General features: G+C 71.9%; 21 protein-coding genes and 1 pseudogene. 9 read left to right on the plus strand and 13 right to left on the minus strand.

Annotated elements, in window-relative coordinates; genetic code table 11:
• The first annotated feature begins 121 nt into the window (after window positions 1-121).
• Window positions 122-2,842 carry a pyruvate, phosphate dikinase gene (gene ppdK, locus AB5L52_RS29975; RefSeq protein WP_369367188.1) on the plus strand — a complete coding sequence of 907 codons (2,721 nt, stop codon included), beginning with the start codon at window positions 122-124 and terminating at the stop codon, window positions 2,840-2,842.
• Window positions 2,843-3,008: 166 nt separating this feature from the next.
• On the opposite strand, the gene AB5L52_RS29980 is transcribed toward ppdK, so the two are convergent.
• From AB5L52_RS29980 to AB5L52_RS29990, 3 genes are all read right to left on the minus strand, one after another.
• The gene (locus tag AB5L52_RS29980; protein ID WP_351569520.1) at window positions 3,009-3,920 is read right to left on the minus strand and encodes an AraC family transcriptional regulator; all 912 of its coding nucleotides are present in this window, start codon (window positions 3,918-3,920) and stop codon (window positions 3,009-3,011) included.
• Between the two features lie 10 nt (window positions 3,921-3,930).
• Window positions 3,931-4,530: an isochorismatase family protein gene (locus tag AB5L52_RS29985; protein WP_369367189.1), complete on the minus strand. Its 600-nt coding sequence runs from the start codon at window positions 4,528-4,530 to the stop codon at window positions 3,931-3,933.
• Window positions 4,531-4,744: 214 nt separating this feature from the next.
• Window positions 4,745-5,500, minus strand: coding sequence for a helix-turn-helix domain-containing protein (locus AB5L52_RS29990; protein ID WP_351020511.1), 756 nt, complete (start codon window positions 5,498-5,500; stop codon window positions 4,745-4,747).
• A 224-nt stretch (window positions 5,501-5,724) separates the two neighbouring features.
• Between AB5L52_RS29990 and AB5L52_RS29995 the strand changes: the two genes are divergently transcribed.
• Window positions 5,725-6,411 (plus strand): DUF4097 family beta strand repeat-containing protein, encoded by a 687-nt coding sequence (locus AB5L52_RS29995; RefSeq protein WP_369367190.1) that lies wholly within the window; start codon window positions 5,725-5,727, stop codon window positions 6,409-6,411.
• A gap of 50 nt (window positions 6,412-6,461) precedes the next feature.
• Here the strand turns inward: AB5L52_RS29995 and AB5L52_RS30000 are convergent, their stop codons facing one another.
• Window positions 6,462-7,136: a TetR/AcrR family transcriptional regulator gene (locus tag AB5L52_RS30000; RefSeq protein WP_351569508.1), complete on the minus strand. Its 675-nt coding sequence runs from the start codon at window positions 7,134-7,136 to the stop codon at window positions 6,462-6,464.
• A 170-nt stretch (window positions 7,137-7,306) separates the two neighbouring features.
• Between AB5L52_RS30000 and AB5L52_RS30005 the strand changes: the two genes are divergently transcribed.
• From AB5L52_RS30005 to AB5L52_RS30025, 5 genes are all read left to right on the plus strand, one after another.
• Window positions 7,307-8,770 carry an MFS transporter gene (locus AB5L52_RS30005; RefSeq protein WP_369367191.1) on the plus strand — a complete coding sequence of 488 codons (1,464 nt, stop codon included), beginning with the start codon at window positions 7,307-7,309 and terminating at the stop codon, window positions 8,768-8,770.
• Window positions 8,767-9,180 (plus strand): cupin, encoded by a 414-nt coding sequence (locus AB5L52_RS30010; protein ID WP_351020518.1) that lies wholly within the window; start codon window positions 8,767-8,769, stop codon window positions 9,178-9,180. The genes AB5L52_RS30005 and AB5L52_RS30010 overlap by 4 nt, the downstream gene beginning before the upstream one ends.
• Before the next feature lie 105 nt (window positions 9,181-9,285).
• Complete coding sequence (locus tag AB5L52_RS30015; RefSeq protein WP_351020520.1) at window positions 9,286-10,548, plus strand: sugar ABC transporter substrate-binding protein; 1,263 nt, start codon at window positions 9,286-9,288, stop codon at window positions 10,546-10,548.
• Window positions 10,545-11,447, plus strand: coding sequence for a sugar ABC transporter permease (locus AB5L52_RS30020; protein WP_351020522.1), 903 nt, complete (start codon window positions 10,545-10,547; stop codon window positions 11,445-11,447). The genes AB5L52_RS30015 and AB5L52_RS30020 overlap by 4 nt, the downstream gene beginning before the upstream one ends.
• The gene (locus tag AB5L52_RS30025) at window positions 11,440-12,273 is read left to right on the plus strand and encodes a carbohydrate ABC transporter permease (RefSeq protein WP_369367192.1); all 834 of its coding nucleotides are present in this window, start codon (window positions 11,440-11,442) and stop codon (window positions 12,271-12,273) included. The genes AB5L52_RS30020 and AB5L52_RS30025 overlap by 8 nt, the downstream gene beginning before the upstream one ends.
• Window positions 12,274-12,279: 6 nt before the next feature.
• On the opposite strand, the gene nirD is transcribed toward AB5L52_RS30025, so the two are convergent.
• Genes nirD through AB5L52_RS30040 form a run of 3 tightly spaced genes read right to left on the minus strand, consistent with a single transcriptional unit; the run spans window position 12,280 to window position 16,459 of the window.
• Window positions 12,280-12,630 carry a nitrite reductase small subunit NirD gene (nirD, locus tag AB5L52_RS30030; RefSeq protein WP_351020526.1) on the minus strand — a complete coding sequence of 117 codons (351 nt, stop codon included), beginning with the start codon at window positions 12,628-12,630 and terminating at the stop codon, window positions 12,280-12,282.
• Window positions 12,627-15,245 carry a nitrite reductase large subunit NirB gene (nirB, locus tag AB5L52_RS30035; RefSeq protein WP_369367193.1) on the minus strand — a complete coding sequence of 873 codons (2,619 nt, stop codon included), beginning with the start codon at window positions 15,243-15,245 and terminating at the stop codon, window positions 12,627-12,629. The genes nirD and nirB overlap by 4 nt, the downstream gene beginning before the upstream one ends.
• Window positions 15,245-16,459: an NAD(P)/FAD-dependent oxidoreductase gene (locus AB5L52_RS30040; protein WP_369367194.1), complete on the minus strand. Its 1,215-nt coding sequence runs from the start codon at window positions 16,457-16,459 to the stop codon at window positions 15,245-15,247. The genes nirB and AB5L52_RS30040 overlap by 1 nt, the downstream gene beginning before the upstream one ends.
• Window positions 16,460-16,601: 142 nt before the next feature.
• Between AB5L52_RS30040 and AB5L52_RS30045 the strand changes: the two genes are divergently transcribed.
• On the plus strand, window positions 16,602-17,384 hold the full coding sequence (locus AB5L52_RS30045; protein ID WP_369367195.1) for a sulfite exporter TauE/SafE family protein: 783 nt from the start codon (window positions 16,602-16,604) through the stop codon (window positions 17,382-17,384).
• A gap of 35 nt (window positions 17,385-17,419) precedes the next feature.
• Here AB5L52_RS30045 and AB5L52_RS30050 read toward each other — a convergent pair whose 3' ends face one another.
• From AB5L52_RS30050 to AB5L52_RS30065, 4 genes are all read right to left on the minus strand, one after another.
• Window positions 17,420-18,067 (minus strand): class F sortase, encoded by a 648-nt coding sequence (locus AB5L52_RS30050; RefSeq protein WP_369367196.1) that lies wholly within the window; start codon window positions 18,065-18,067, stop codon window positions 17,420-17,422.
• Window positions 18,068-18,385: 318 nt separating this feature from the next.
• Window positions 18,386-18,889 (minus strand): hypothetical protein, encoded by a 504-nt coding sequence (locus AB5L52_RS30055; protein WP_351020536.1) that lies wholly within the window; start codon window positions 18,887-18,889, stop codon window positions 18,386-18,388.
• A 243-nt stretch (window positions 18,890-19,132) separates the two neighbouring features.
• Window positions 19,133-19,429 (minus strand): ATP-binding protein, encoded by a 297-nt coding sequence (locus AB5L52_RS30060; RefSeq protein WP_369367197.1) that lies wholly within the window; start codon window positions 19,427-19,429, stop codon window positions 19,133-19,135.
• Complete coding sequence (locus AB5L52_RS30065; RefSeq protein ID WP_369367198.1) at window positions 19,414-20,382, minus strand: histidine kinase dimerization/phospho-acceptor domain-containing protein; 969 nt, start codon at window positions 20,380-20,382, stop codon at window positions 19,414-19,416. The genes AB5L52_RS30060 and AB5L52_RS30065 overlap by 16 nt, the downstream gene beginning before the upstream one ends.
• Window positions 20,383-20,456: 74 nt before the next feature.
• Here AB5L52_RS30065 and AB5L52_RS30070 point away from each other — a divergent pair, with 74 nt between their 5' ends.
• Window positions 20,457-20,900: a gamma-glutamylcyclotransferase family protein gene (locus AB5L52_RS30070; RefSeq protein ID WP_351569476.1), complete on the plus strand. Its 444-nt coding sequence runs from the start codon at window positions 20,457-20,459 to the stop codon at window positions 20,898-20,900.
• Window positions 20,901-20,919: 19 nt separating this feature from the next.
• Here AB5L52_RS30070 and AB5L52_RS30075 read toward each other — a convergent pair whose 3' ends face one another.
• Both AB5L52_RS30075 and AB5L52_RS30080 read right to left on the minus strand, forming a co-directional pair.
• A complete protein-coding gene (locus AB5L52_RS30075) occupies window positions 20,920-21,750 on the minus strand; it encodes an arylamine N-acetyltransferase (protein ID WP_369367199.1) in 831 nt (276 codons plus the stop codon).
• 56 nt (window positions 21,751-21,806) lie between these two features.
• Window positions 21,807-23,816 (minus strand): annotated as a pseudogene (locus AB5L52_RS30080) (molybdopterin oxidoreductase family protein).
• Between the last annotated feature and the right edge of the window lie 160 nt (window positions 23,817-23,976).

A 23,976-nucleotide genomic window follows, 5' to 3' on the forward strand; every position in this document is an offset into this window, starting at 1 on the left:
TCCGCTGGCGGACTACTGGTTACAGGCGCATGACGCACAAGTAGACGTACCCATGTGCCTTCGATCTGGGTATGTTCCTCGCCGTCAGGGCAGCCACCGTGGCCTCAAGGAGTCGAGACCCGTGTCGGAAAACAAAGAACCCCACGGAGTGAAGTTCGTTTACGACTTCACCGAGGGAAACAAGGACCTCAAGGACCTCCTCGGCGGCAAGGGCGCCAACCTCGCCGAGATGACCAACCTCGGTCTGCCGGTCCCTCCCGGCTTCACCATCACCACGGAGGCCTGCAAGGTCTACCTGGAGAGCGGCGAGGAGCCCGCGGCACTGCGTGACGAGGTGAGTGCGCACCTCGACGCCCTCGAATCCCGCATGGGCAAGAAGCTCGGCCAGGCCGACAACCCGCTGCTCGTGTCGGTCCGCTCGGGCGCCAAGTTCTCCATGCCCGGCATGATGGACACGGTCCTGAACATCGGCCTCTCCGACAAGTCGGTGCAGGGCCTGGCCAAGCAGGCCGGCGACGACCGCTTCGCCTGGGACTCCTACCGCCGCCTCATCCAGATGTTCGGCAAGACCGTCCTCGGCGTCGACGGCGACCTCTTCGAGGAGGCCCTCGAGGCGGCCAAGGAGGCCAAGAAGGTCACGGTCGACACCGACCTGGAGGCCGCCGAGCTGAAGAAGCTGGTCACCGCCTTCAAGAAGATCGTCAAGAAGGAGGCCGGCCGGGACTTCCCGCAGGACCCGCGCGAGCAGATGGACCTCGCCATCAAGGCGGTCTTCGACTCGTGGAACGGCGACCGGGCGAAGCTCTACCGCCGCCAGGAGCGCATCCCCGGCGACCTCGGTACGGCCGTCAACATCTGCTCGATGGTCTTCGGCAACCTGGGCCCGGACTCCGGCACGGGCGTGGCGTTCACCCGCGACCCCGCCTCGGGCCACCAGGGCGTCTACGGCGACTACCTGCAGAACGCCCAGGGCGAGGACGTGGTGGCGGGCATCCGCAACACCGTCCCGCTCGCGGAGCTGGAGTCGATCGACAAGAAGTCGTACGACCAGCTCATGCAGATCATGGAGACGCTGGAGAACCACTACAAGGACCTCTGCGACATCGAGTTCACGATCGAGCGCGGTCAGCTGTGGATGCTTCAGACCCGCGTCGGCAAGCGCACGGCGGGCGCGGCCTTCCGCATCGCCACGCAGCTGGTGGACCAGGGCCTGATCGACGAGACGGAAGCCCTCCAGCGGGTGACCGGCGCCCAGCTGGCCCAGCTGATGTTCCCGCGCTTCGACGAGCACGCGAAGGTCGGGCAGGTGGGCCGTGGCATCGCCGCGTCTCCCGGCGCCGCGGTGGGCAAGGCGGTCTTCGACTCGTACACGGCCGTGAAGTGGTCCCGCTCGGGCGAGAAGGTCATCCTGGTCCGCCGTGAGACCAACCCCGACGACCTGGACGGCATGATCGCGGCGGAGGGCATCCTCACGTCGCGCGGCGGCAAGACGTCCCACGCGGCCGTGGTCGCCCGCGGCATGGGCAAGACCTGTGTCTGCGGTGCGGAGGAGCTGGAGGTCGACACCAAGCGCCGCCGGATGACGGTCCCCGGCGGACACGTCGTGGAAGAGGGCGACCTGATCTCCATCGACGGCTCGTCGGGCAAGGTCTACCTCGGCGAGGTCCCGGTCGTCCCGTCCCCGGTGGTGGAGTACTTCGAGGGCCGGATGCACCCGGGCGCCGACGACGCCGACGAACTGGTCGAGGCGGTCCACCGCATGATGGCCTTCGCCGACCGCAAGCGCCGCCTGCGCGTGCGCGCCAACGCCGACAACGCGGAAGACGCGCTGCGCGCCCGCCGCTTCGGCGCCCAGGGCATCGGCCTGTGCCGCACGGAGCACATGTTCCTCGGCGACCGCCGCGAGCTGGTCGAGCGCCTGATCCTGGCGGACACGGAGGAGGAGCGCGAGAAGTCCCTGAAGGCGCTGCTCCCGCTCCAGAAGAAGGACTTCGTAGAACTCTTCGAGGCAATGGACGGCCTCCCGGTCACGATCCGCCTCCTGGACCCCCCGCTGCACGAGTTCCTGCCGGACATCACGGAGCTGTCGGTCCGCGTGGCCCTGGCCGAGTCCCGCCAGGAGCCGCACGAGAACGACCTCCGCCTGCTCCAGGCGGTGCACCGCCTGCACGAGCAGAACCCGATGCTGGGCCTGCGCGGCGTACGCCTCGGCCTGGTCATCCCGGGCCTGTTCACGATGCAGGTCCGCGCGATCGCCGAGGCTGCGGCGGAACGCAAGTCCTCGAAGGGCGACCCGCGGGCGGAGATCATGATCCCGCTGGTCGGTACGGTCCAGGAGCTGGAGATCGTCCGCGAGGAGGCCGACAAGGTCATTGCGGAGGTCGAGGCCACGACCGGTACGCAGCTCAAGCTGGCGATCGGCACGATGATCGAGCTGCCGCGAGCGGCGCTGACGGCGGGCCAGATCGCGGAGGCGGCGGAGTTCTTCTCCTTCGGCACGAACGACCTGACGCAGACGGTGTGGGGCTTCAGCCGGGACGACGTAGAGGCTTCCTTCTTCACGGCATACCTGGAGAAGGGCATCTTCGGCGTCTCCCCCTTCGAGACGATCGACAGGGACGGCGTGGGCTCCCTGGTGAAGCTGGCGGCGGAAGCGGGCCGCCGCACCCGCCCCGACCTCAAGCTCGGCGTCTGCGGCGAACACGGCGGCGACCCGGAGTCGGTCCACTTCTTCCACGAGGTGGGTCTGGACTACGTCTCCTGCTCCCCGTTCCGCATCCCGGTCGCCCGCCTGGAAGCCGGCCGCGCGGCGACGAACTCGGCGGGCAGCGACCACCGCTGACCCTCCCCTGACGCCGGAGCCGCCGCCCGTCCCCGACCCTCAACCGATGGGCGACGGCTCCGGACCACGAAGAGAGAGGCGGCACCCTGTGCGGGGGTGCCGCCTCTCTCGCTTCGCAGGTTTGTCCGTGCTGGTCAGCACACGATCCGGATGCGTCCACCGGCGTTCAGTGCTCGCGTGCTCGCAGGCGGCGCAGCATACGGGTGTCCGCGAAGCCGACCGCGCGGGCGGCGGCATCGACCGTGGCACCGTGGCTGATGAGGTGCTCGGCGCGTTCGAGACGCAGGGTTTGCTGATAGCGCAGCGGGGTGAGGCCGCCGGTGGCGCGAGTGAAGAGGCGGGTGAGGGTGCGTTCGCTCACCCCCACTGCCGCGGCCAGGGCGGGCAGGGGCAACGGCTGGTCGAAGCGGGCGTCGAGCAGGTCCTGGGCGTGGTGCACGGTGTCGTCGAGGTGGGACCGGTACCGGAGCATGGCGCTGGCCTGCGGTTCATGGCCGTTCCGCCGCGCGTAGACGACCATGTCCCGGGCCACCTGGGCGGCGACGGCGGGGCCGTGCCGGGTGGCGATCAGGTGCAGGGCCAGGTCGATGCCACTGGCGATGCCGGCCGAGGTGACCACCCGGTCGTCGGCCGTATACAGGACATCGCGAATGACCGTCGCCCTGGGGTAGCGGCGTGCGAGCTCGTCCTGCACATCGTGGTGGGTGGTGCAGCGGCGGCCGTCGAGCAGGCCGGCGCGGCCGAGCGCCTCGGCTCCGGCGCAGACGCTCGCAACGGTCCCGCCCCTGGCGTGGTGGTCCCGGAGAGACTGCAGCAACGCCGCGCCGATGGCAGGACTGCCGGCCAGGGTGAGCGCTCGCCAGCCGGGCACCACGATCAGGTCCTCGGGGCCGAGCTCGGGCCAGTCGAGCCGGGCCACCAGTGACAGGCCCTGAGCGGTGGAGACCAGCGGCTGCTCGGCGATGTAGCTGAGTGTGTAGGGGTGCCCGAAGTCGGCGGCCGTGGAAAAGACCTGCGCGGGGCCTCCCAGATCCAGCAGATGGACTCCGGGCACCAGCAGGAAGGCGATGTGGCTCACGATCCGGTCATCATGCCCGAGGCCCGGCCGCGGCCTCCAGTTGCCCGACGGTGGTGATGGTGGCGAAGCGTCCGGCAAGGGCGTATTCGGTGCGCCTGATGATCTCCTCGGCGCTCAGGGTGCGGGGGTCCGACAGCAGTTCGGCGACGCTCCGGTCGGCGGGAGCGTCACGGTGCGGGATGGGGTTGGTCGCCGTGGCGTCGATGACGAAGGTGACCAGGTAGCCGAGGTCGCTTGCGACGCGGGTGGTGGTCTCGACGCACTGCTCGGTTCGGATGCCGCAGACGGTGAGCTCGCGGATGCCGCGCTCCGTGAGGAGCTGCTGCAGGTTGGTGGTGGTGAAGGCGTTGTGCGACGTCTTGTGGATCAGTGGTTCCCCGTCCCGGCGCTGCAACTCCTCCATCAGCCGGACATGGCCGAGGGCGGGGTCGAAGACATCGCCGCTGCCGGGCTCGGAATGCAACACCCACACCACGAGGTCTCCAGCCTCGCGGGCGAGCCGGACCAGCCGGTCCACCTGGTCGGCGATCTTCGGGTTGGAGATGGTCTCCCACAGCGGGCGGGCACGGAAGGATTCCTGGACGTCGATGACGATCAGTGCTCGGGTCATACCCCCAAGCCTCACCGGCGGAGCCGCAGCGGCGACAGGCCTCATCGGGTCCGGGAGCGGACCGATCTGGTCACAGCTCTCCTCCTCCTGGTCGCGGGTACCGCCCCTCCTCGGTTGTGCGTGGGCAACAAGCCTTGCGGGCCCCCGGCTCGCGCTGCCCCAGGGGGCGAACCAGCCGTCGCGTCTCCAGTCGTCCCCGTTGCCTCGGGGCTGTCTATCCGTGATCCGAGCCCGGCTCGGCGGTGTCGGCCGTGGGGGTCTCGGGTTGTGTGTAGAGGACGTCGCGGGCCTGTTCGGCGGCGCGGGCCATGCTTTCGGCGACGAAGTCGACGAAGCGGGCGATGTTCTCGAGGCGGACGGCGGCGGGGGTGTCGGGGCCGAGGACGCTGACGCCCTGCCGTGCGGTCTCGGCGAGTTGGGTCTGGGCTCGGGCGGCGGCGATCATTCCCTGGTACCAGAGCTCGTTGTCGACGACGTAGCGGTCGCGGCGGCGTTCGTCGCGTTCCCTGCGGATGAGGTCCAGGCTTTCGAGGAACGTGACCGCTTTGGAGATGGACGCCGGGCTGACCTGGAGGCGCTGGGCGAGTTCGGAGGCGGTGAGGCTGCCCGCGTCGGTGGTGTAGAGGCAGGCCAGCACCCGGGACGTCATCTTGGGCAGGCCCTGTTGCATGAAGACGGTGGTGAACGTCTCCCCGTACTCGCGCACCGCCTCGGCGTCGCGTCCGTCGGGCTGCGGGGGCGTCTTCGAGTCCCGGGGTGAGGTCTGCCTGCGGCGGTGGGCGCGGCGTTCGGTGGCGCGGTGGGCCAGGTCGGCGCGGTACGTGGTGGGGCCGCCGTTGCGCATGACCTCGCGTGTGACGGTCGAGGTGGGGCGGTCGAGGCGCCGGGCGATCTCCGCGTAGGCGAGCCCGTCGGCCAGTCCCAGCGCGATCTGCTGGCGTTCCTGCTGGGTGAGTCTGCCTCCGGGCATCGCACTCTCCTTTGTGGTCCGTGATGTCTCCCAGTGTAGCGTTCATTTCCCATTCATTGCAACGAATGAAGTGAGGGGTGTTGCGTTAGATTCACCGCCGTTGCAATGATTTTCTGGCATTGACCTGCGCATATGTCGCTCGTACGCAACGAACTTGTTGCCGGTTTCTGGAATGCAACGTAGCGTTTCTGTCATCGGAAAGAAGCGAGTCAAAGGAGCGCACGATGCAGAAGAACCAGGGCATCACGCAGAAGTTCGACACCCCCGCCCCCATCTCCACCGTCCTCGACATCCCCGCGGGACGCGTCCAGTTCATCGCCGCCGACCGGGGCGACACCACCGTCGAGATCCTGCCCGCGGACGCCGCCAAGAGCCGCGACGTGAAGGCGGCGGAGCGGATCCAGGTCTCCTACGCCGACGGCGTCCTGCGGATCGAGACCCCGACTCCGACGCACCCGATGCTCGGACACTCCGGATCCGTCGACGTCACCGTCCAGCTGCCCGCCGGCTCCCACGTCGAGGCGAAGGCGGCCAGCGCCGAACTCCGCGGCGTCGGACGCCTCGGCGACGTCACCCTCGACAGCGCACACGGCACCATCAAGCTCGACGAGGCCGCGAGCGCTCGCCTCACCCTCCAGGCCGGCGACGTCTCGGTCGGCCGCCTCACCGGCCCCGGCGAGCTCAGCACCCAAAAGGGCGACCTCCGGATCACCGAGGCCGTGCGCGGCACGCTCACGCTGAACACCCAGCACGGCGACATCACCGTCGGCGCCGCCCCCACCACCTCCGCCTCCCTTGACGCCGGCACCGCCTACGGCCGCATCCGCAACACCCTCAAGAACACCGGCACCCCCGACCTGAACATCCATGCGACCACCGCCTACGGCAACATCACCGCCCGCAGCCTCTGACCGCCTTGCCGGCCACCGGGGCGGTACCCGGTCCGGGTGCCGCCCCTACCTCACCGAGGTGTGGGCAACAGGCCGTTCAGCAGGGCCGTCAGGCCGTCCGTGTATGTGTCCTGTGCGGTCAGTGGTGCCCAGCGGTCCGCCACCTCCGCCAGGCGCGGGAGTTCGTGTGGGTCGAGGTCGGCGAAGACCCGGTCGCGGAAGGTCGGGCGGTCGTCGGTCGTGCGGCGGCGGGCCGCTGTCGCACGGATCACGACCTCGCCGGCGGTGTAGTACCAGATCGCGCGGTATCCGTGCACGGCGGCCTCCAGGGAGAGCCCGCAGGCCGTCAGCCCGTCCACGATCTGCTCCACGAACCACAGCGCGGACTTCGCCATCAGGTCGTCCGCCGTCAGTACCTCCACCACCCAGGGGCAGTCGGCCAGCACCTCGTGGATCGCGGTCGCCGCAGCGATGACGCGTGCGCGCGGGTCGGCGGGGGGAGTCGACGGCCTGCGCAGGTTCTGTGCGGCGTAGTCGTCCAGCAGGAGGAGCAGCAGTTCCTCCTTGTCGCGGACGTGATGGTAGAGCGCCATGGGTGTGCTGCCGACCTCGGCGGCCAGCCGGCGCATCGTCAGCCGGTCCACGCCCTCGTCCGTCACGATCCGGAGCGCCGTCCGGATGATCTCCGCACGGGAGATGCGGGCGGGCCGGCCGGTGGTCTTACGGGGTGCGGGCGATTGCGGCATGGCTCCCATCATGCCCTCGCCCTCCCCTCGTGATCCCTTCGCGATCCCCTCGCGGTCCTCTCGCCATCCCCTCCTCAGTTCCCTCGCCATCCCCTCCCCACCCCCTCCCCATCCCCTTCCGGGATCCCCGGGTGTCGACAGCGGCGACCGGTGCGCGCTAGTTTTCTTACATGTATAGAAACTTACGGGGAAACCCCCCGGCCGTGCTCGCGGCCGCTGCCGTGGCGCAGTTCGTCGTCGCGCTGGACATGGCCGTGGTCAATGTCGCGCTGCCGGAGGTCCGCACCGCTCTCGGATTCGATCCGCTCGGCCTGTCCTGGGTCGTGCATGTGTACGCGCTCACCTTCGGCGGGTTTCTGCTGCTCGGCGGCCGGGCCTGCGATCTGTACGGCCGACGTCGGCTCTTCGTCACGGGGCTGGTCGTGTTCGGTGTCTGCTCGCTCGCCGGCGGACTGGCCCGGGAACCCTGGCAGTTGGTCGCCGCCCGTGCCGGACAGGGCGTCGGTGCGGCCGCCACCGCGCCGGCCGCGCTGGCGCTGCTGACCACCACCTTCACCGACGGCCCCCGGCGCGTCCGCGCCCTCGGTGTGTGGAGCGGGATGAACGCCGTCGGCGGCGCGCTGGGCGTGCTGGTGGGCGGGGTGCTCACCCAGTACGCGGGCTGGCGCTGGGTGATGCTGATCAATCTGCCCATCGTGGCCACGGCGCTCGCGCTGGCCCACGCGGCCGTACCCGCCGAGCCGAGGCCCGTCCGGCGGGAGCGGCCCGATGTGCTCGGAGCCCTGCTGGCGACCGGCGGGACCGGGCTGCTCGTGTTCGGCGTCGTACGGACCGATGTCCAAGGGTGGGCGTCCGCCCGGACGTTGAGCACGCTCGGCGTCGCCGCCGTCCTGCTCGTCGCGTTCGGACTCGTCGAATCCCGGGCGCCCGCCCCGCTGCTGCGGCTCGGGCTGCTGCGCAGCCGCTGGGTCGCCGGCGCCAACCTGCTGGTGTTTCTCGCCGCGGCCGGGCAGTTCACCGCGTTCTATTTCATCTCCCTCTACCTCCAGCAGGTCCTGGGCCTCGGCGCCGCCGCGACCGGCGCCGCGTTCCTGCCGTTCAGCGTGGGTTCGGTGGCCGCCACCGCCGTCGCCACCCGCATCACCGCGACCCGCTCGCCCCGCGCCTCCCTCATGCCCGGCGCGCTGCTCGCCGCCATGGGCCTGGCCTGGTTCGCCATGATCAGCCCGCACGGCGGCTTTCTCACCGACGTGCTCGGGCCCTCCCTGCTGACCAGCGCGGGCATCGGGCTGGTGTTCGCGCCGGCGGCCGCTGCGGCGACGACCGGCGTCCGGGCCGGCGAGGCCGGCATGGCCTCCGGCCTGTTCAACAGCGCACGTCAGCTGGGCGGTTGCCTCGGCGTGGCCACCCTGGCCACGGTCGCCGCCCAGCGCACCGGTACGGCCACCGACCCCGGTGCGCTGGGCGCCGGATACGCCCTCGGTCTGGCCGTCACGGCCGCGCTCCTGCTGCTCGCGGCGGTCGTGGCCGTCTGTGTGCTGCCCCGGCGCCGGAGCGGCACCGGATCCTCGGCCCCGATTCCCGTAGCCGCGGTGGTCCACACGGACACGCGCAGAGAAGGAGCATCGTCATGACCCTCACGACCGTGGATCTCTTCTCCTCGATGCTGGACTTCCGGTCCGACGGCGGCGTCCTGGCCGGTGCCCGGCGGATGACGGACGGCGACCCCGGCTCCTGGCAGGTCGCGGCCTTCCATGCGGAGACCGACGCCGATGTGCACGCCGACCACTGGGAGATGCATCCCGAGGGCGAGGAGGCCGTGTGCTGCCTGACCGGCGGCGTGCGTCTGTATTTCCGTCCCGTCGAGGAGAGCGGCACCGAGGAGATCGGCATCGAGGAGGTCGTACGGCTGGGGCCGGGTACCGCCCTGATCGTGCCCCGCGGGCGCTGGCACCGCCTCGCACTGGACGCGCCGAGCGATCTGATGTCGATCACCCGGCGCAGCGGCTCACGCCTGGAGAAGCGGACCGGCCCCGGCGACTGATCCGCACCGCCGAGCGCCGCGCCCGACGGGGCCCTCTTTCGTAATCGATGCGCATGGTTGATCGTTGGGCCGTGCATCGATGACGGACGCCAGGGGGCGCAGACGATGACCATGAGGCGCAGGACACTGCTGGCCGTGGGAGCCGGGGCAGGTGCCGGACTGCTCGCCGCCTGCGGATCCAACACCGGGCGCGGAAGCGGGAGTTCGGGCACGAAACTGGCGCAGTGGTACCACCAGTACGGCGAGACCGGCACCGAGCAGGCCGTCGAGCGGTACGCCGCCGCGTACAAGAAGGCGAGCGTCACGGTGCAGTGGCGGCCCGGGAACTACGACCAGCAGACCGCGGCCGCCCTGCTCACCGACTCCGGACCGGACGTCTTCGAGGTCAACGGACCCACGATCGACCAGATCCAGGGCGGTCAGGTCGTCGACCTCACCGAGCTCCTCAAGGACGTCAAGGGCGACTTCAACACGGCGGTGCTCACGCCGAAGACGTACGACGGCCGGATCTGGGGCATCCCGCAGGTCGTCGACATGCAGCTGCTCTACTACCGCAAGAGCCTGCTGAAGGACGCCGGGGTCGAGCCGCCGGCCACGCTCGACGCCCTCGTGGACGCCGCGAAGAAGCTCACCAGCAGCAAGGTCAAGGGGCTCTTCCTGGGCAATGACGGGGGAGCCGGCGTGCTCGGCGGTACGCCCCTGTACGCCGCCGGGCTGCAGCTCGTCACCGAGGACGGCAAGGTCGGCTTCGACGACCCCGCCGCCGCCCGCACCCTCGGCAAGCTGCGCCAGCTGTACACCGACAAGTCCCTCCTCCTCGGCGCGCCCACCGACTGGTCCGACCCGTCCGCCCTCCTGCAGGGGCTGACCGCGATGCAGTGGTCCGGACTGTGGGCGCTGCCACAGGTGCGGAAGGAACTCGGCGACGACTTCGGGGTGCTGCCCTTCCCCGCCGACGGCGGTCGGGGCAGGCCCAGCGTTCCCGTCGGGGCCTACGCCGCCGCCGTCAGCGCACGCAGCAGGCACAGAGCGGCCGCCAAGGAGTACGTGCGCTGGCTGTGGGTCGAACGGACCGACTACCAGGAGGACTTCGCGCTGTCCTACGGCTTCCACATCCCGGCCCGGATCTCCCTCGCCAAGAAGGCCGCCGCACTCCGGAACGGTCCCGCCGCCGACGCCGTCCGCTTCTCCACCGACCACGGCTACGCCGAGCCCCTGCTGTGGACGCCGGCCGCCCGGACCGCCTACCAGGACGCGCTCAGCCGGATCATCAGGAGCGGGGCGAATCCGGAGAGCGAACTGCGTGCCGTCGTACGGAAGGTAGCCGGCGAGCTCGACCGTGTGAAGAACGCGAAGAAGACGTCGTGAGGCGCCGCAGGACCCTCTGGTTCTGGGTGTTCGTGGGGCCGTTCGCGCTCGGGCTTGCCCTGTTCACCTACGTTCCGCTGCTGTGGAGCGTCGGCCTCAGCTTCTTCGACGCGCACAACACCGTCACGCCCACGCACTTCGTCGGCCTGGACAACTACACGGCGATGCTGCAGGACGACGCGTTCCTCGGCAGCCTGAAGACCTTCCTCGTCTTCACCGCCTTCATCGTGCCGGCCACCTTCGTCTTCTCACTCTCCCTCGCCCTGATGGTCAACCGTCTCGAACGCGCTCGGGCGTTCTTCCGGTCGGTCTTCTTCCTGCCGGCCGCGTGCAGTTATGTCGTCGCCGCCCTGGTGTGGAAGATGTCGCTCTTCAACGGGGTGCGGTTCGGGCTCGCCAACACCGTCCTCGACTGGTTCGGCGGCGATCCCGTCGCCTGGCTGTCCACCACCGATCCGCCCTGGTACTGGCTGGTCATCGTCACGGTACGGCTGTGGCTGCAGGCCGGGTTCTACATGATCCTGTTCCTCGCCGGGCTGCAGCGCATCGACCCGGTGCTGTACGAGGCGGCCGCCGTGGACGGGGCCCGGCCCGGCTGGACGGTGCTGCGGCACATCACGCTGCCCCAGCTGCGGGCCACCTCGGTCGCGGTGGCGCTGCTGCTCGTCATCAACGCCTTCCAGGCCTTCGACGAGTTCTACAACCTGCTCTCCGACGCGCGGGGCTATCCGCCCTACGCCCGGCCGCCGCTCGTCTACCTCTACTACACCGCCCTCGGGCAGGGGCAGAACCTCGGGCTCGGCAGCGCGGGCGCCGTGATCCTCGCGCTGGTCATCGCGCTCGTCACGGTGGGGCAGGCACGGTGGCTGCGGCTGGGAAGGACGGACACCGATGGATGACGCCCTGGTGCGGGCCGGACGCGCGCTCCGGCTGGTGCTGTTGATCGCGCTCGCCCTGCTCTTCCTGATCCCCTTCTATCTGCTGGTCCGCAATGGCCTGTCGAGCGAGCAGGACATCACCTCGCCCCAATGGACCTTCTTTCCCGGCGCGTTGAGGTGGGGGAACGTCCGGGAGCTGTTCGACGACCCGTCCGTCCCCTTCGCCCGCTCCCTGCTCAACTCCGCGCTGATCGCCGTCGCCACGACCGCGGGCACCCTGCTCCTGGCCTCCCTGGCGGGCTACGGCCTCGCCCACATCCCCTACCGGCACGCGAACAAGGTCTTCTACGGCATCCTCGGCACCCTGCTCGTCCCGGCCGCCGTCACCTTCGTACCGAGCTTCGTGCTGGTGTCGACGCTGGGCTGGATCTCGACCCTGCGCGGGCTGATCATCCCGACCCTGTTCTCCGCGTTCGCCTGCTTCGTCTTCCGGCAGTACTTCCTGGGATTCCCCCGGGAGCTGGAGGATGCGGCCCAGGTCGACGGGCTGGGCTACTGGCGCACGTACTGGCTGGTGGTCGTGCCGAACGCGCGGCCGGTGTTCGCCGCCGTCGGCACGATCGTGTTCCTCGGCGCGTGGAACTCCTTCCTGTGGCCGCTGGTGATCGGGCAGGACCGGAGCGCCTGGACGGTGCAGGTGGCGCTGTCGTCGTTCACGACGTCCCAGGTGATCCGGCTGCACGAACTGTTCGTCGCGGCCGTCGTGTCGATCCTGCCGCTGCTGGTGGTGTTCCTGTGCTTCCAGCGGTGGATCGTGGCGGGGGTGGAGCGGTCGGGGATCGACTGATCCGGGTCAGGCCGTGCGCACCTCGTACGCCGCCACCCGCACCGCCCCGTCGTCCAGGCACTCCCCGCTGATCAGGTCGAAGCGCTGCTTCAGCAGGGGCGAGGCCACGAACGGGCGGTCCTGGTGGGTGCCGGTCAGACCGCGGGACAGGACGGCCGCGCCGGTGAAGGGGTCGCGGTTGTCGACGGCGTACAGGCGGTCGGCGCGGTCACGGAAGAGGGCGACCTGACGGCCGTCGGGCAGCAGGGCGGCCACCCCGCGGCCCGGGGTGAGCGCGCTCAGCTCGCAGGCCGTGAACCAGCCGTCCGCCAGCCGGAGTTGGACCTTCAGACCGGTGGTCTCGGGAGCCAGGGTCATCGCTGGGCGCTTCCTTCCAGGGCGTCGTCGGCGGGCCGCAGGCCGATGGACAGCAGCGGCAGGTCGGGCTTGATCTGGTCGCGCTCGGGGACGAAGGCGACGACCGGGTCCGGGGTGTCCGGAGCGTTCACGAAGGACACGAACCGGGCCAGCTTCTCGGGGTCGTTGACGGTCTGTGCCCACTCGTCGCGGTAGTGGGCGACATGCGCCCGCATCAGCTGCTCCAGCTCGTCGCAGATGCCGAGCGCGTCGTGCACCACCACGTCGCGCAGATGGTCCAGGCCGCCGGGGATCCGCTCCAGCCACACGCTGGTGCGCTCCAGACGGTCGGCCGTGCGGATGTAGAACATCAGGAAGCGGTCGATCAGGCGGACCAGTTCGGCGTCCGACAGGTCCTGGGCCAGCAGGTCCGCGTGGCGCGGGGTGGCGCCGCCGTTGCCGCCGACGTACAGGTTCCAGCCGCCCGCGGTGGCGATCACGCCGAAGTCCTTGGACTGGGCCTCGGCGCACTCGCGCTGGCAGCCGGAGACCGCCGACTTCAGCTTGTGCGGGGACCTCAGACCCCGGTAGCGCAGCTCCAGGTCGATCGCCATCCGCACCGAGTCCTGCACCCCGTAGCGGCACCAGGTGGAGCCGACGCAGGACTTCACCGTGCGCAGCGCCTTGCCGTACGCGTGCCCCGACTCGAAGCCGGCGTCCACCAAACGGGCCCAGATCAGCGGGAGTTGCTCGACCCGGGCGCCGAACATGTCGATCCGCTGACCGCCGGTGATCTTCGTGTAGAGGCCGAAGTCCCGGGCGATCTCGCCGATCACGATCAGCTTCTCGGGCGTGATCTCGCCGCCCGGGATGCGCGGCACGACCGAGTACGAGCCGTTCTTCTGCAGGTTGGCGAGGAAGTGGTCGTTGGTGTCCTGCAGGGCCGCCTGCTCGCCGTCCAGGACATAGCCGCTCGCGCCGATCGTCGGGGCGAGGGAGGCGATGATCGAGCCGACGGCCGGCTTGCAGGTCTCGCAGCCGTCGCCGCCCCGGGCGTCCTCGCGGCCGTAGCGGTCGAGCAGGTCCCGGTGGCTGGTGATGCGCAGCGCGAGGACGATCTCGTACAGCTCCTCGCGGGTCTGCGAGAAGCAGCCGCACAGCCCCTTGTCGACCTCGACGCCGTTCGCCTCCAGCTCGGCGTTGACGAGCCGGCCGAGCACCTTGACGCAACTGCCGCAGCCCGTACCGGCCTTGGTGCACTTCTTCACCTCGGGCACGGTCGTGCAGGAGTGCTCCGTGACCGCGCCGCGGATCGTGCCCTTGCTGACGTTGTGGCAGGAGCAGATGACCGCCTCGTCGGGCAGGGCCGACGGGCCGAGCTGGGCCCCCGAGTCCGCTCCGGCGGGCAGGACGAGCGACTCGGGGGAGAGGGGGGGTACCGAACCGGTCAGTGCGCGCAGGGTGCCGTAGGCCTCCGCGTCGCCGACCAGGATGCCGCCGAGCAGCGTCCCGTCGCGGCCGATGACCAGCTTCTTGTACAGGCCGGCGCGGGAGTCGGAGTAGACGACGTCCAGGCAGCCCTCGGTGGTGCCGTGCGCGTCGCCGAAGGAGGCGACGTCGACGCCGAGCAGCTTCAGCTTGGTGGACAGGTCGGCGCCGGTGAATGTCAACTGCTCGGTCTCGTCCTCAGCGATGGTGGCCGCGGCCGTCTCGGCCTGCTCGTAGCCGGGCGCCACCAGGCCGTACACCCGGCCGTCGGCGGCCAGCGCGCACTCGCCGATCGCGAAGACGTGCGGGTCGGAGACGGTACGGCACTGCTCGTCGACGGTGATGCCACCGCGCTCGCCGACCGCCAGACCGCAGTCGCGGGCCAGCTGGTCCCTCGGCCGTACACCGGCGCTGAACACCACCAGGTCCGTGGCCAGTTCGGAGCCGTCGGACAGCTTCATGCCGGTGACGGCACCCGCGTCGTCCGTGACGATCTCCTGGGTGCCGACGCCCGTGTGGACGGTCAGGCCCATGTCCTCGATGGTGCGCAGCAGCGCCGCGCCACCGCCCTCGTCCACCTGCACCGGCATCAGCCGCGGCGCGAACTCCACGATGTGGGAGGTGAGTCCGAGCCCCTTCAGCGCACCGGCCGCCTCCAGGCCCAGCAGACCGCCGCCGACCACGGCACCGGTCGTCGCCTTCGTCTTCGCGTACTCCTCGATCGCGAGGAGGTCCTCGATGGTCCGGTAGACGAAACAGCCGACCGCGTCCTTGCCCGGGACCGGGGGCACGAAGGGGTACGAGCCGGTGGCGAGCACGAGGACGTCGTAGTCGAAGACCTGGCCGGACCTGGCCGTGACCTTCCTCGCCTCGCGGTCGACGGTCTCGGCGGGGTCGCCGAGGTACAGCTCGATGCTGTGCAGGGCGATGAACTTCCCGTCCGTCAGGGAGAGTTCCTCAGGCGTCCGGCCCGAGAAGTACGAGGTGAGGGCGACGCGGTCGTACGCCGGACGCGGCTCCTCGCAGAGCACGACCACGCGGTGCGTGGCGGTCAGGCCGCGCTCGGCGAGCGCTTCGAGGAAGCGCTGGCCGACCATGCCGTGGCCGACGAGCACGATCGTGGGGGTGGCCCCCGGGTCGGTGGTCATCAGGAGCCTCCATCGTGGGTGAGCAGGTGGAGCAGGGGCCCGTCGTCGGGGAGCGGCTCCGCTCCCTCCCAGGCGCGGGCGAGCGCCCCGACGGTGCCGAGGTCGCCGACGAGCACCCCGCCGACCAGGCGGTCCTCGCGGACGACGACCTTGCGGTAGGTGCCGCGGGTGGCGTCGGCGAGCCGTACGACGTCGTCGCCGGGCAGCGCCTCGGTCTCGCCGAACGCGGCCAGGTCGAAGGGGGAGCCCGGGCCGGTGAGGGTCAGCCGGGTCAGGGAACGGGTGCCGCGGTAGCGCGCCTCGGCGTCTCCGGCGAGCGACTCGGCGAGCAGGTCGGCCTGTTCGAGCGCGGGTACGGCCAGGCCGTAGACCGTGCCGTCGTGCTGGACGCAGTCGCCGACGGCGTGGATGTGCGGGTCGGAGGTGCGCAGCTCGTCGTCGACGAGGATGCCGCGGTGGACGGCGAGACCGGCCTGCTCGGCGAGTGAGGTGCGCGGGCGCACCCCGCAGGCGAGGACGACGAGGTCGGCGTCGAGCGCGTACCCGTCGGCCAGCTCCACCGAGCGGACCGCGCCCGCGACACAGCGCACGTCCCGCACCCGGCACTCGGTGTGCACCTCGACGCCCAGGTCGGTGAGGTGCCGCAGTACCAGCCGGGACGCGTCCGGGTCGAGCCGGCGCTCCATGAGCCGCTCGGCCTGCTGGGCGAGGACCACCTGCGCACCGCGCGCCGCGAGCGCGCGGGCGGCCGACACACCGAGCAGTCCGCCTCCGACGACGACCACCCGCGCACCGGGCCGCACCGCCTTGGCGAGGCCCAGACAGTCGTCCATGGTGCGGAACGCGTGGACGCCCTCGGGGAGTTGGTGGTCAGGGGTGAACAGATCGCGCAGCGGCGGCAGCACCGGGTTGGAGCCGGTGGCCAGGACCAGCGTGTCGTATGCGATCGAGCCGCCGTCCTCGCACGCGAGGGTGCGGGCGGCCCGGTCGATACCGGTGACCCGGGCGCGGAGCAGGCCGTCCGGCGCCGGGAGGGTGATCACCTCCGGCGCGTACCGGCCGGCCAGCACCTCGGCGAGCAGCACCCGGTTGTACGGCGGGTGCTCCTCCTCGCCGACGAGCAGCGCGGGCGTGCCCAGCTCGCCGAGCCGCCGGGCGAGCCGTACGCCCGCGAGGCCGGCGCCGATCACCACCACACGCGTATTCGAGGTCATGCCCTTGAGCGTGCGGCGCGGACGTTACCCGGTCGCATCACATCTGTTTCCCGTGAGGAACGCTGCCCTCAGCGGGGGCGGGCGGAGGGTGTGAGGGGTCCGTGCGCGCGCAGGGGAGCGCTGTGAGGTTAGGGTCGCGATCATGCCCGACATACCCATGACCGTCGTAGCCCTGCTGTGCCTGGCCTCCGTCGCGGCAGGGTGGATCGACGCGGTGGTCGGCGGGGGCGGGCTGCTGCTTCTGCCGGCCCTGCTGCTCGGGCTGCCGTCGACGACCCCGGCCGCGTGGGCGCTCGGCACCAACAAGGCCGTCGCGATCGTCGGCACCAGCGGCGCCGCCGTGACCTACGTCCGCAAGGCGCCGGTGGACGTCGGCATGGCCGTGCGCATCGGGCTCGCCGCGCTCGCCGGGTCCTCGGCCGGTGCCTTCTTCGCGGCCGGGATGAGCACGGACGTCCTCAAGCCGGTGATCATGATGGTGCTGCTCGCGGTCGCCGCCTTCGTGATCCTGCGCCCGGCCTTCGGCACCGCCCCGGCGCCCGGCCCGGCCACCCGCCGGCAGCGGCTCGCCGCGATCGGCCTGGCCGGCCTGGGCATCGGCTGCTACGACGGCCTGATCGGCCCCGGTACCGGGACGTTCCTGGTCCTCGCGCTGACCGCGCTGCTCCGCCTCGACCTGGTCACCGCCTCCGCCACCGCGAAGATCGTCAACTGCTGCACCAACGCGGGCGCCCTCGCGATGTTCGCCTGGCAGGGCACGGTCCTGTGGAAACTGGCGGCCCTGCTGGCCGTCTTCAACCTCGCGGGCGGCACCCTCGGCGCCCGCACCGCGCTCAAGCAGGGCAGCGGCTTCGTCCGGGTCGTCCTGCTGACGGTCGTCCTCGCGCTGGTGGCGAACCTGGCGTACGAGCAGTGGGTGGCTTAGCGGAGGTCTTTCCTGCGGCCCTGCCGGCGGAGCCCTCAGCGGCTGTCCGTCAGATGGGCGAACACCACCACGTTGCCCTGGTAGCCGGTGGCCTTCGAATAGGGGCCGCCGCAGGTGATGACGCGCAGCTCGGGGCGGGAGGCGGCGCCGTACACCTTCTCGTCGGGGAAGTCGTGCGCCGCGTACACCTCCACCGCGTCCACGGTGAACACGGCGACGCTGCCGTCCTTGCGGTCCACCTCGATCCGGGCGTCCCGTCTGAGCGCGCCGAGGTTGTAGAAGACGGCCGGCCCCTCGGCGTTGTCGACATGCCCCGCGACGATCGCGGTGCCCGGCTCGCCGGGCATGGTGCCGGACTCGTACCAGCCGGCCAGGTTCTTGTTCCGGGCGGGTGGCACGTCCAGGCTGCCGGAGCGGGTGAGGGCCAGGCCCATCAGCGGGGCGTCCACCCGGATCGCGGGGATGCGGATCCGGGTGGGCGGGGAGGGGGCGAGGGCGGGGGCCGTGGGCCGCTCGACGCCCGCGTCGGGGCGGCCCTCGGCGGCGGCCGGCTGCGGCGGCGCGTGCGCCCCGGCACCGCCGCCGAGCAGCCACACCCCGCAGCCGAGGGCCACGACGGTGACCGCGGCTATCGCGGCGTCGCCGAGTCTGGCGCGGCGGCCTCGCCTCGCGCTCCTGCGCATACCGACCTCTCTCCCGGAGGCGAACCCCCGAACGTCCCGGAGGCGGACCTCCGTATATCCCGGAGGCGACCCCGGTTCTCCCGGAGGCGGACTCCGGGTTTCCGGAGGCGGACCCCGGTTCTCCCGGAGGCAGGCCCCGGATTTCCCGGAGGCAGGCCCCGGGTCTCCGGAGGCAGGCCCCGGATTTCCCGGAAGCAGCCCCCGGTTCTCCCGGAGGCGGACCCCCGGGGACCCCCTCCCCCTCCGGGCCGCGAGGGGCATCGGACCCGGAGGGGGCGGGATATGCGGTACCGGCGGACGGACAGCGGAGGGTGTCCGTCAGATCCCGTCGCCTCTCGCCCGGCGATGCAGGAGCCAGGTACCGCCCGCGGCGGCGACGGCCAATGCCGCCACACCCACCGCGGTCTGCACGGGGTCGGGACCGAGCGCGCCGCCGACCCCCGTCTTCAGACTTCCCCGCGGCTGCCCATGCGCCGCGCTCAACGCCACCACCAGGTCGCCCGTCACCTGCCGTTTGCCCTCGGCGCACTTGGCGACGATCTCGTACGTCCCCGGCTGCGCGCTCTCCGGCACCTGGAACTGGCCGACCGCCTCGCCCTCGTGCGCGCTGGGCGCCAGCGTGAAGGTTCCGGCGCCGACCGCGCCCGCGTCCCCGATCGCCGAGCCCTTGTCGCCGCACGCGGCGGTGTTCACCGTGACCTCGGTACCGGGCACCACGCTGGAGGGGTAGACCTCCAGGCTTGAGCTGCTGCCGGCGTAGGCGGGTGCCGCGGCCGCCACGACGAGCGCGGTACCGGTCAGCAGACGGGCGGTGCGTCGCATGGTGTTCCCCAGAGCTCGTCCGACTCGTGTGTCCTCTGCCCTTCCGAGGTAACTGGCTTTCGCCCGGCCCCGCTCCCTGATGGCCCGTCAGGAATACGGTGAACGGGTGTCGCGACCGGTCCCGCACGGCGTGGCGGCCGCCGAGTTCCGGCAGGTCACAGGCGCACGGAAGGGGTCGACGAGATGACCGTGCGAAGAGCACACGAATGGAGCGACGCCCACCGTTGAACGGGTGAGGACACGTCAGTCCCCGGCCGCCGCCGGCAACAGCACCTCCGCCTCGGCTCCGCCGTCCGGCGCGTTCCGCAGCCGCACCCGCGCCCCGATCACCTGCGCCTGCCCGAAGGCGATGGTCAGCCCCGGCCCGGCGCCCTGACCGCGCTCGGCCGCCCCGGTCAGGAACCGCCGCGGCCCCGCCCGCAACAGCCGCTCCGGGAAGCCGCCCCCGTGGTCCCGTACGGTCACCGCGCACCCGGACACGGACACCTCGACCCGGCCGCCGCCGTGCCGCCGGGCGTTGCCGATCAGGTCGGCGAGCACCCGCTCCTCCGGCGCGCGTCCGTCCGTACCGGGGTCTTCGCCGCGGCACCGGTGAGCCCCACGTCCTCCCCGGCCCGCCGTACGATCCCGGCGACCAGCGGACCCAGCGGACCCAGCGGACCCAGCGGACGCACCGCCAGGTCCGGCCGCTCCACCTCGGCGTCCAGCCGGGCCATCTCCAGCAGGTCCTCGGTGAGCGTCCGCAGCGCCTGTACCCGGTCCCGGACCAGCTCGCTCGGCCGGCCCGGAGGCAGCAGTTCGGCCGCCGTGCGCAGGCCGGTCAGCGGGGTGCGCAGCTCATGGGCGACATCGGCGGTGAACCGCTGCTCGGCCTCCAGCCGGCGCTGCAGGCTCGCCGCCATCGTGTCGACGGCGGCGCCGAGTTCGGCCACCTCGTTCCGGCCGCCGGCCGGTCCCGGTCCGCCGATCCGGGCGTCCGGCTCGCCCTGGCTGATCCGGCGCGCCGTCGCCGCAGCCGTCCGCAGCTCACGGCTGAGCCGGCCGGCCGGCAGGGCACCGCCGAGCGCCACCACACCGGCGCCGGAGAGCATCAGCTGCCGGTCGAACCCGGCCATTTCCCGGGCCTCTTCGTCCAGCGGCTCGCGCACGGACAGCACATGACCGCCGATCGGCCGCGCCGCCCACACGGCGGGGCGGTCCGAGGACAGGGCGAGGTAGGTGGTGCGCCGCCCGTCGAGCGCGGCGCGCCGCAGCGGCTCCGGTACGGCGGTGGAGTCGAGGGCGCCTTCGACGTCGTCCTCGTCGACGTGGCCGGTGAGTTCGTACACCTGCCGGACCCGGAGCAGCTGAGCCACGGCCTGCGCCCGTGCCCCGTCGGCGACCTGCTCCAGCCGCGCCCGGTGCACGAGCAGCCCGATGGCGACGGCGACGAGCGCGCACCCGACGGCGAGCAGCAGGGCGATCTTGCCGCGCAGCCCGAGCCGGCGCAGCACGCCCTTGCCGTTCCCGCTGTCCTTGCCGCGCGTGGAGATGTGTGAGGAGGCGAAGGGGGTACAGAATCGTTTCCGTGATCGCTGAGGAGTCCGAGGGGCCCGGGACCCCGCTGCCCTTCTTCGTCTACGGCACCCTGCGCCCCGGCGCGGTCAACCACGACCTCTTCCTGCGGGGCCGCACCGCGGCGGAGGAGCCGGCCCGGCTGCCCGGCGCGGCGCTCTACGACGGCCCCGGCTACCCCTACGCCGTCGAGCGGCCGGGCGGCGGGATACGGGGCGAACTGGTCACCGCCCGGCCGGAGTCCTACGCCGAGCTGCTCGCCGCCCTGGACCGGCTGGAGGAGTACACCCCGGGCGACCCGCGGAGCCTGTACGAACGCGTCGCCCGGCACGTCGTCCGCACCGCCGACGGCGCCCGCGTCCGGGCCTGGGTCTATCTGGCCGCGCCCCGCGTCGCCGCCGCCCTGCGCGTCACCGGCACCCGGATCGAGGACGGTGACTGGCTGTCCCGGCGCTAGCGGGAGCAGCCCGTTCGGATCAGCCGAGCAGCGTCAGCCCCTCGGGTACGGCGATCCCGAACTCCTCCGCCGCGACGCGCCGTGCCTCCGCCTCGTCCGTCAGCTTGTGCTCGGTCACCGCGCCGTCGGTGCGGGTCTCCGTCAACAGGCTGCCGTCCAGGGACAGATGACGCTCGGCGGTGGTCCGCTGCAGAAAGGCACGCTGGGTGAACGGAGAGCGCGGGTGGGTGCTGATGTACCAGTTGAACACCTCGAAGTCCCGCGCGGTGAACGGCTCCAGGGTGAAGGCGTACTGCCCGGCCCACTCCCGCCTCCGCCGGTCGTAGGCCTGCAACTCCCTAAGCTCCAGCGGGCCTTGGCGCGGCAGCGGCATCAGCCGGTGCCGGCGTCCACCGCCCTCGGACTCGACGCCGGTGACCAGCGGCACCGGCGCCAGCAGCGCCCCGACCGAGCCGAAGCCGACGTCCGCGAGATACGGCTGCGGCTCGCCCGGCACCGTGACCCGCAGCATCGCATGGGTCCGCGGCCGGCTCTCCGGGGTCTCCGCGCCCAGCACCACCCGCCCGGCCAGCGGCGTCACCGGGAAGCCCAGCGCCTCCAGGGCCAGCCGGAGCAGCGTGTTGTGCTCGTAGCAGTAGCCGCCGCGCCCGCCGTGGACCATCTTGGCCAGCAGATCGGCCGGGGCGAGCGAGGGCGCCCGCCCGGACAGGGCGTCCAGGTTCTCGAAGGGCACGGACAGCGCGTGCGCCAGATGGACACCCCGCAGCGTCTCCAGGCCGGCCCGCCGGCCGCCCTGCCAGCCGATGCGGTCCAGATAGGCGTCGAGATCGAACTGCTCAGGATCGGACATACGCCGAACCTACGCCCCCGCACCGCTCCCCACCCCGCCCCGCGGACCGACCCGTACTACTGAGCTGGCCCTACGACCTCCACCCGCACCGCGCACGACTTGAACTCCGGCATGCGGGACGTCGGGTCGAGGGCCGGGTTGGTGAGGGTGTTGGCGCGACCCTCGCCCGGCCAGTGGAACGGCATGAAGACCGTGTCCGGGCGGATGGCGGAGGTGATCCGGGCGGGCGCGGTGGCCCGGCCCCGCCGGGAGATCACGGTCACCGCGTCGCCCTCGGCCGCGCCGATGCGGGCCGCGAGACGCGGGTGCAGCTCCACGAACGGGCCGGGCGCGGCGGCGTTCAGCTCGGCGACCCGCCGGGTCTGCGCCCCCGACTGGTACTGCGCCACGACCCGGCCGGTGGTCAGCAGCAGCGGATAGTCGGCGTCCGGTTCCTCCGCCGTCGCCCGATGGGTCACGGCGGCGAAGCGGGCCCGGCCGTCGGGGGTGGCGAAGCGGTCCAGGAAGAGGCGGGGGGTGCCGGGGTGGGCCGCCCCGTCCGGGCTCTCCGGGCACGGCCAGAACACCCCGGTCTCCTCCGCCAGCCGGCGGTAGGTGATCCCGGAGTAGTCCGCGGGGTCGCCCTCGCTCGCCCGGCGCAGCTCCTCGAAGACCTCCTCGGGGTCGGTCGGGAAGCCCTTCTCGACGCCGAGACGGGCGGACAGCTCGTGCAGGACGTACAGGTCGCCGTGGACCCCGGGCGGCGGGGCGAGCGCCCGGCGGCGCAGCAGGACCCTGCCCTCCAGACCGGTCGTCGTACCCGTCTCCTCCGCCCACTGCGTGACCGGCAGCACCACATCCGCCAGCTCCGCCGTCTCCGAGAGGACGACGTCGGCCACCGCCAGGAAGTCCAGCGAGCGCAGCCGCTCCTCGATGTGGGCCCCAACCCCGTGGTGTCGGCGGGAGCGCATCCGGGTCCACGCCCCAGACCCCGGCCACGTGCGCCCGCGCCGCCGGGTCGTCCAGCTTGCGGTAGCCGGGCAGCTGGTCGGCCTTCTGGCCGTGTTCGCGGCCGCCCTGCCCGTTGCCCTGCCCGGTCAGGCAGCCGTACCCGGACAGCGGGCGGCCCGCCCGCCCGGTCGCCAGGCACAGGTTGATCCACGCGCCCACCGTGTCCGTGCCCTTGGACTGCTGCTCCGGCCCGCGCGCGGTGAGCACCATCGCGGCCCGAGGCGCACAGAACAGTCGTACCGCCTCCCGGAGCCGGGGAACGGACACCCCCGTGATCCGCTCCACCTGCTCCGGCCAGTGCGCCATCGCCGCCGCCCGGGTCTCCGCCCAGCCCGTCGTCCGCTCCCGGATGTACTCCTCGTCCGTCCGCCCCTCGGTGACCACCAGGTGCAACAGGCCCAGCGCGAGGGCGAGATCGGTGCCCGGGCGAGGGGTCAGATGCAGGTCCGCCTGCTCGGCCGTCTTCGTCCGGCGCGGGTCGACGACGATCAACGTGCCGCCGTTCTCCCGCAGTTCGCTGAAGAAGCGCAGGGACGGCGGCATGGTCTCGGCGAGATTGGAGCCGACGAGGATCACGCATCCGGCCTTCGGAATGTCCTCCAGCGGGAACGGCAGCCCCCGGTCCAGACCGAACGCCCCGTCCCGGCCGCCGCGGCCGACGACATGCAGAAACGGCCGTTGTAGTCGATCTGCGAGGTGCCCAGCACCACCCGCGCGAACTTGCCGAGCGTGTACGCCTTCTCATGGGCGAGCCCGCCCCCGCCGAACACCCCCAGCGCGTCGGCGCCGTACGCCTCCCGCGTGCTCCCGAGCCGCTCGGCGATCAGATCCAGCGCCGCCGGCCAGCTCGCCTCGACCAGCCGGCCACCCGACCGCACGAGCGGCGAGGTCAGCCGCACCGCCGGCGAGAGCACCGCGGCCGCCGTCCGCGCCTTGCCGCACAGCGCACCCCGGTTCACCGGGAAGTCCGGCCGCTCGGTCACCTCGACGCCCCCCGCCGCCAGGGGCGTGAGGTTCATACCGCACTGCAGGGCGCAGTACGGGCAGTGGGTGGGCGTCGAGGCGATCGTCTCCATACGCCCAGCGTGCGTCCGCCGTGTTACGGCGCCCGACCGCTCCCGGTTACACGCCCGGCACCACGACCTCCCCACACCACCCGCCCCACCGTGAGGCACCGACCCCCGACCACCCGCCGGCGACCGCCCCGGACCGTCCGCCCGCCGCCCGCCACCGCCC

Source organism: Streptomyces sp. CG4 (genome assembly GCF_041080655.1).
Lineage (GTDB): Bacteria > Actinomycetota > Actinomycetes > Streptomycetales > Streptomycetaceae > Streptomyces.

Excerpts from the sequence above, each read along its gene's own strand:
- AB5L52_RS29985 (WP_369367189.1), bottom strand. The coding sequence starts at position 4,530 with ATGACCCGAGCACTGATCGTCATCGACGTCCAGGAATCCTTCCGTGCC.
- AB5L52_RS29990 (WP_351020511.1), bottom strand. The coding sequence starts at position 5,500 with ATGCCCGGAGGCAGACTCACCCAGCAGGAACGCCAGCAGATCGCGCTG.
- AB5L52_RS29995 (WP_369367190.1), top strand. The coding sequence starts at position 5,725 with ATGCAGAAGAACCAGGGCATCACGCAGAAGTTCGACACCCCCGCCCCC.
- AB5L52_RS30000 (WP_351569508.1), bottom strand. The coding sequence starts at position 7,136 with ATGCCGCAATCGCCCGCACCCCGTAAGACCACCGGCCGGCCCGCCCGC.
- AB5L52_RS30005 (WP_369367191.1), top strand. The coding sequence starts at position 7,307 with ATGTATAGAAACTTACGGGGAAACCCCCCGGCCGTGCTCGCGGCCGCT.
- AB5L52_RS30010 (WP_351020518.1), top strand. The coding sequence starts at position 8,767 with ATGACCCTCACGACCGTGGATCTCTTCTCCTCGATGCTGGACTTCCGG.
- AB5L52_RS30015 (WP_351020520.1), top strand. The coding sequence starts at position 9,286 with ATGACCATGAGGCGCAGGACACTGCTGGCCGTGGGAGCCGGGGCAGGT.
- AB5L52_RS30025 (WP_369367192.1), top strand. The coding sequence starts at position 11,440 with ATGGATGACGCCCTGGTGCGGGCCGGACGCGCGCTCCGGCTGGTGCTG.
- nirD (WP_351020526.1), bottom strand. The coding sequence starts at position 12,630 with ATGACCCTGGCTCCCGAGACCACCGGTCTGAAGGTCCAACTCCGGCTG.
- nirB (WP_369367193.1), bottom strand. The coding sequence starts at position 15,245 with ATGACCACCGACCCGGGGGCCACCCCCACGATCGTGCTCGTCGGCCAC.
- AB5L52_RS30040 (WP_369367194.1), bottom strand. The coding sequence starts at position 16,459 with ATGACCTCGAATACGCGTGTGGTGGTGATCGGCGCCGGCCTCGCGGGC.
- AB5L52_RS30045 (WP_369367195.1), top strand. The coding sequence starts at position 16,602 with ATGCCCGACATACCCATGACCGTCGTAGCCCTGCTGTGCCTGGCCTCC.
- AB5L52_RS30050 (WP_369367196.1), bottom strand. The coding sequence starts at position 18,067 with ATGCGCAGGAGCGCGAGGCGAGGCCGCCGCGCCAGACTCGGCGACGCC.
- AB5L52_RS30055 (WP_351020536.1), bottom strand. The coding sequence starts at position 18,889 with ATGCGACGCACCGCCCGTCTGCTGACCGGTACCGCGCTCGTCGTGGCG.
- AB5L52_RS30075 (WP_369367199.1), bottom strand. The coding sequence starts at position 21,750 with ATGTCCGATCCTGAGCAGTTCGATCTCGACGCCTATCTGGACCGCATC.